Consider the following 4,901-nt stretch of genomic DNA (forward strand, 5'->3'; position numbering starts at 1 on the left):
ATATCGGCCTGCTGCTTGGCGAGAATGTTGTGCGCCTCACCGGCCTCGAGCTCGAGTTCGGAGAACGTCAGTTCATGGCGACGACGCGCATGCAGCCGGCGATCCCGATCACGGTGACCAATCGGACTGCTTCCTGGAGGGCGCCGCTCGAGCGTCACCAGCAGCGCCTTGCCGAAATATCCGGCGGTCTGCTGGCGCTGCAGTTCGGCGGCGCCGCCGGCACGCTGGAAAAACTCGGCGACAAGGCCACGGCCGTTCGCGCCGCGCTTGCCGCGAAGCTCGGTCTTGCCGATACGCCGCAATGGCACAGCCAGCGCGACGCGCTCGCCGAGTTCGCATCCTGGCTTTCGCTCGTTACCGGCAGCCTCGGCAAATTCGGGCAGGATGTCGCGCTGATGGCGGAGGTTGGCTCCGACATCAAGCTTTCCGGCGGGGGTGGCTCATCGGCCATGCCGCACAAGCAGAATCCGGTGAAGGCGGAAGCGCTGGTGGCGCTGGCGCGCTTCAATGCCGTTCAGCTCTCCGGCATGCATCAGGCGCTGGTGCATGAGCAGGAGCGCTCGGGTGCGGCCTGGACACTGGAGTGGCTGATCCTGCCGCAAATGGTGGTGGCGACCGCCGCCGCGCTCAGGCTCGCAGCCGAGCTGACCGCGCAGATCGAGAGCCTGGGTCACTGATGCGCACGCAGGTGGTCATCGTTGGCTCCGGGCCGTCCGGCCTGCTGCTCGGCCAGTTGCTCGCCACCGTTGGTGTCGAGACGATCATCCTCGAGCGATCCAGCCGCGAGCATGTGCTCGGACGTGTGCGCGCCGGCGTGCTCGAACAGGGCACGGTCGACCTGCTCGGCGAGGCGGGCGCCGCGGACAGGCTGCATGCCCAGGGCCTGCCGCATGAAGGCATCTCGCTCGCCTTCGACGGCCGCGCGCATCGCATCGACATGAGCGCGCTCACCGGCGGCAAGCATGTCACCGTCTATGGCCAGACCGAGGTGACGCTCGATCTGATGCAGAAGCGCGAAGCGTCGGGGCTCCAGACCGTGTTCGAAACGTCGAATGTCGCGCTGCATCATTTCGATGGCACGTCGGCCTTCGTCACCTACGACAAGGATGGCGCGACGCATCGCATCGATTGCGACTTCATTGCCGGGTGCGACGGCTATCACGGTGTCAGCCGCAGGTCAGTGCCGGACGGCGCGCTGAAGACGTTCGAGCGCCAGTATCCGTTCGGTTGGCTGGGCGTGCTGGCCGAGGTGCCGCCGGCCGATCGCGAACTGGTCTATGCCAATCACGAGCGAGGGTTCGCGCTCTGCTCGATGCGGTCGCCGCAGCGCAGCCGCTACTATGTGCAAGTTCCCGCCGGTGAGCGCGTCGAGGACTGGTCGGACGACCGCTTCTGGGATGAGCTGCGCAGCCGCCTGCCGGCGCAGATTGCGGCCGCGGTCACCACCGGGCCGTCCTTCGAGAAGTCGATCGCGCCGCTGCGTTCCTTCGTCGCCGAGCCGATGCGCTTCGGAAAACTGTTCCTGGTCGGCGATGCTGCGCATATCGTGCCGCCGACCGGCGCGAAGGGCCTGAACCTCGCTGCCAGCGACGTGGGCTATCTGTTTGCCGGGCTTCGTGAATTCTACCGCGAGAGGTCGGAGGCCGGGCTCGACGCCTATTCGGCCAAGGCTTTGGCGCGCGTGTGGAAAGCGGTGCGCTTTTCCTGGTGGATGACGACGATCCTGCATCGCTTCCCCGAGACGGGGGAGTTCGGCCAGCGCATCCAGGAAGCCGAGCTCGATTACCTGGTGCATTCCAGAGCGGCATCGACGGCGCTTGCCGAGAATTACGTCGGGTTGCCTTATTGATCTGCCTGAGCGGTCAGACCCGCTCCAGCGCGATCGCGATACCCTGGCCGACGCCGATACACATGGTGGCCAAGGCCAGCTTGCCGCCGCGCTCGCTGAGTTCCAGCGCCGCCGTGCCGGTGATGCGTGCGCCGGACATGCCGAGCGGATGACCCAGCGCGATGGCGCCGCCATTGGGGTTCACATGCTCCGCCGTCTCGGAAATTCCGAGTTGGCGGAGCACGGCAATGCCCTGGGAGGCGAAGGCTTCGTTCAATTCGATGACGTCGAACTGTTCGGGCGTCAGGCCGAGGCGGGCGCAAAGCTTGTTGGTGGCCGGCGCCGGTCCGATGCCCATGATGCGCGGCGCCACGCCGGCGACGGCGCCGCCGAGGATACGGGCGATCGGGGTCAGCCCATGCTTCCTTGCTGCCGCTTCCGAGGTGATGATGAGGGCGGCCGCGCCGTCATTGACGCCGGAAGCGTTGCCGGCGGTGACCGTGCCGCCTTGGCGGAACGGCGTCGGCAATTTGGCCAGCGTTTCGATGGTCGTGCCGGCGCGGGGATGTTCGTCTTTCGCGACGACGATTGCATCGCCTCTCCTTTGCGGGATGGTCACCGGCGTGATCTCCTTCGCCAGCCGGCCACTGGCCTGCGCGGCCACCGCCTTGTCCTGGCTGCGCACGGCGAAAGCGTCCTGGTCGGCCCGAGAGACGGAAAAGTCCTCGGCGACGTTCTCGCCGGTCTCCGGCATGGAATCGACGCCATATTGCTTCTTCATCAGCGGGTTGACGAAGCGCCAGCCGATGGTGGTGTCGTAGATTTCGGCATTGCGTGAGAAAGCTGCATCGGCCTTCGGCATGACGAAGGGGGCTCGGCTCATCGACTCGACGCCGCCGGCGACCATCAGCTCGGCCTCGCCAGCCTTGATGGCGCGCGCGGCGATGGTGACGGCATCCATGCCCGAACCGCAGAGGCGATTGACCGTCGAACCAGGAATGTCCTGGGGCAAGCCGGCAAGCAGCAGCGCCATGCGCGCGACATTGCGGTTGTCCTCGCCGGCCTGGTTGGCGCAGCCATAGACAACATCGTCGGTGGCGGCCCAGTCGAGACCCATGTTGCGCTCAACGAGCGCCCGCAACGGGATGGCGCCGAGATCGTCGGCTCGCACGGAGGACAACGCGCCCCCGAAGCGGCCGATGGGCGTGCGGATGTAATCGCAGATGAAGGCTTCAGCCATTTAAGCAGCTTTCCCTTTGGCGGTCGCTTGATGCGCCGCCTTGGTGCGGGCCTGCAGGTCGCGCAATGTCTTCAGCTCGAGTTCCGTCGGCGCCGGCGTCTCGTCAAGGGCCTCCGCGAACTTGACCGTCCAGCCACAAGTTTCCTGCACCTGTGCGCGGATGACGCCTGGATGCAGCGACACGACGGTGAATTCCTTGGTCACCGGGTCCGGCTTCCAGATGGCGAGATCGGTGATCAGAAGCGTCGGGCCGGCGGTGTCGATGCCGAGGCGCTTGCGGTGGTCGCCGCCTTCGCCATGGCCGAAGGAGGTGAAGAAATCGATCTTCTCGACCATGCCGCGCTTCGACTGCGCCATGGTGATGTAGACCTGTCTCGATGAGGTGGCGATCTCCGGCGCGCCGCCGCCGCCGGGCAGGCGGGTCTTGGGATGCGCATAGTCGCCGATGACGGTGGTGTTGATGTTGCCGAACTTGTCGAGCTGGGCGGCGCCCAGGAAGCCGATCGAGATACGGCCGCCCTGCAGCCAGTAGCGGAACATCTCCGGCACGGCGACGGTGGTGACCGCCGTCTCGCACAATTCGCCGTCGCCGATCGACAGCGGCAAGACGTCGGGCGCGGTGCCGATGGTGCCGCTCTCATAGATCAGAGTGATGTCGGGCGCATGGGTCAGCCGCGCGACGTTGCAGGCCGCCGACGGCGCGCCGATGCCGACGAAGCAGACATCGTCGCTTTTCAGGGCGCGGCTGGCGGCGATCGTCATCATCTCGTTGGGTGTGAAGCCCAGATTATCAGCGTCGCTCATGCGGCTTTCCTCAGATGCTCGACGCGGCCGGCAAAGTCGTCGGCGCTGCTCTCGATGACGTTCTTCCGGATCCATGCCTGGAAGCGGTCGCGGTCGGCGGCGATCTCGTCCCATTCGAGATAGGCTGCGTTGTCGCGCTCGTAGTAGCCATGCGTATAGGAGGGATGCGAGCCGCCCGGCACAACGGAAATCGCCGCGATCGTCCAGCTTGGCAGCACGGTGAGGTTGGGGTGCAGGTCGTCGAAATCGTCGACCACTTCCTCGACCGTCACGACCGCGCGTTTTGCAGCAAGAACAGCTTCCTTCTGGATGCCGATGATGCCTTCGACCAGCACATTGCCTTTCCGGTCCGCCTTCTGCGCGTGGATGAAGGTGACGTCCGGCCGGATTGCCGGGACGGCGGCCAGCACCTCGCCGGTGAAGGGGCAGGTGACCGATTTGATGTTGGGGTTGACCGAAGCGAGGCCGGCGCCGCGATAGCCGCGGAACACCGCGCAGGGCAGGCCGGCGGCGCCCGCCTCATAGGCGTTGGCCATGCCGGCATGGCTGTGCTCCTCGACTTCGATGGCGCGCGGAAAGCCGTTCTCGATGGCATCGCGGGCGCGCCGCAACAGGCCGACGCCTGGATTGCCGACATAGGAGAAGATGATCTTTCTGGCCATGCCCATGCCGATCAACTGGTCATAGATCAGGTCGGGCGTCATGCGGATCAGCGTCAGGTCGCGAAAGCCCTGGCGGATCGCCTCATGCGCGGCGGCAGTGGGGATCAGATGGGTGAAGCCCTCGAAGGCGACGGTGTCGCCGTCATGCACGCTTTCCGCGACCGCCTCTTTCAGCGGCAGGAACTTGACCATCTCCAGGCTCCGTAATCGAAAAAGTTCGTATTGCGAACATGTGTTTTAAATGAGATACTTTTAGCTCCAAAGTTTGCCTGGAGTCAACGCTGGCCTGGAGAGGTTCGTGGAAGAGGAATCCATTTCACGCGACCATGTCGGCTCGCTGGAACGCGGCTTGGCGGTGATGGAAATC

Annotated in this window: 5 protein-coding genes; 2 read left to right on the plus strand and 3 right to left on the minus strand. The window is 65.4% G+C overall.

Translation table 11 applies throughout. From position 1 onward, the window contains the following. Positions 1–677, plus strand: a 677-nt coding sequence (locus EOA28_RS24840) for a 3-carboxy-cis,cis-muconate cycloisomerase (RefSeq protein WP_128315390.1), incomplete at its 5' end; no start/stop codon positions are given. Then, positions 677–1,849: a 4-hydroxybenzoate 3-monooxygenase gene (pobA, locus tag EOA28_RS24845; RefSeq protein WP_127251425.1), complete on the plus strand. Its 1,173-nt coding sequence runs from the start codon at positions 677–679 to the stop codon at positions 1,847–1,849. The genes EOA28_RS24840 and pobA, both read left to right, overlap by 1 nt. 13 nt (positions 1,850–1,862) lie before the next feature. On the opposite strand, the gene pcaF is transcribed toward pobA, so the two are convergent. The 3 genes from pcaF to EOA28_RS24860 are packed head-to-tail and all read right to left on the minus strand — an operon-like array spanning position 1,863 to position 4,726. Continuing rightward, a complete protein-coding gene (gene pcaF / locus EOA28_RS24850) occupies positions 1,863–3,068 on the minus strand; it encodes a 3-oxoadipyl-CoA thiolase (RefSeq protein WP_127251426.1) in 1,206 nt (401 codons plus the stop codon). Beyond that, positions 3,069–3,872, minus strand: a complete 804-nt coding sequence (locus EOA28_RS24855) for a CoA-transferase subunit beta (RefSeq protein ID WP_127251427.1) — start codon at positions 3,870–3,872, stop codon at positions 3,069–3,071. Then, positions 3,869–4,726 (minus strand): CoA-transferase, encoded by an 858-nt coding sequence (locus EOA28_RS24860; RefSeq protein WP_127251428.1) that lies wholly within the window; start codon positions 4,724–4,726, stop codon positions 3,869–3,871. The genes EOA28_RS24855 and EOA28_RS24860 overlap by 4 nt, the downstream gene beginning before the upstream one ends. Positions 4,727–4,901: the final 175 nt, after the last annotated feature.

The sequence above is a fragment of the Mesorhizobium sp. M2A.F.Ca.ET.067.02.1.1 genome (genome assembly GCF_004023285.1).
Classification (GTDB): Bacteria; Pseudomonadota; Alphaproteobacteria; order Rhizobiales; family Rhizobiaceae; genus Mesorhizobium.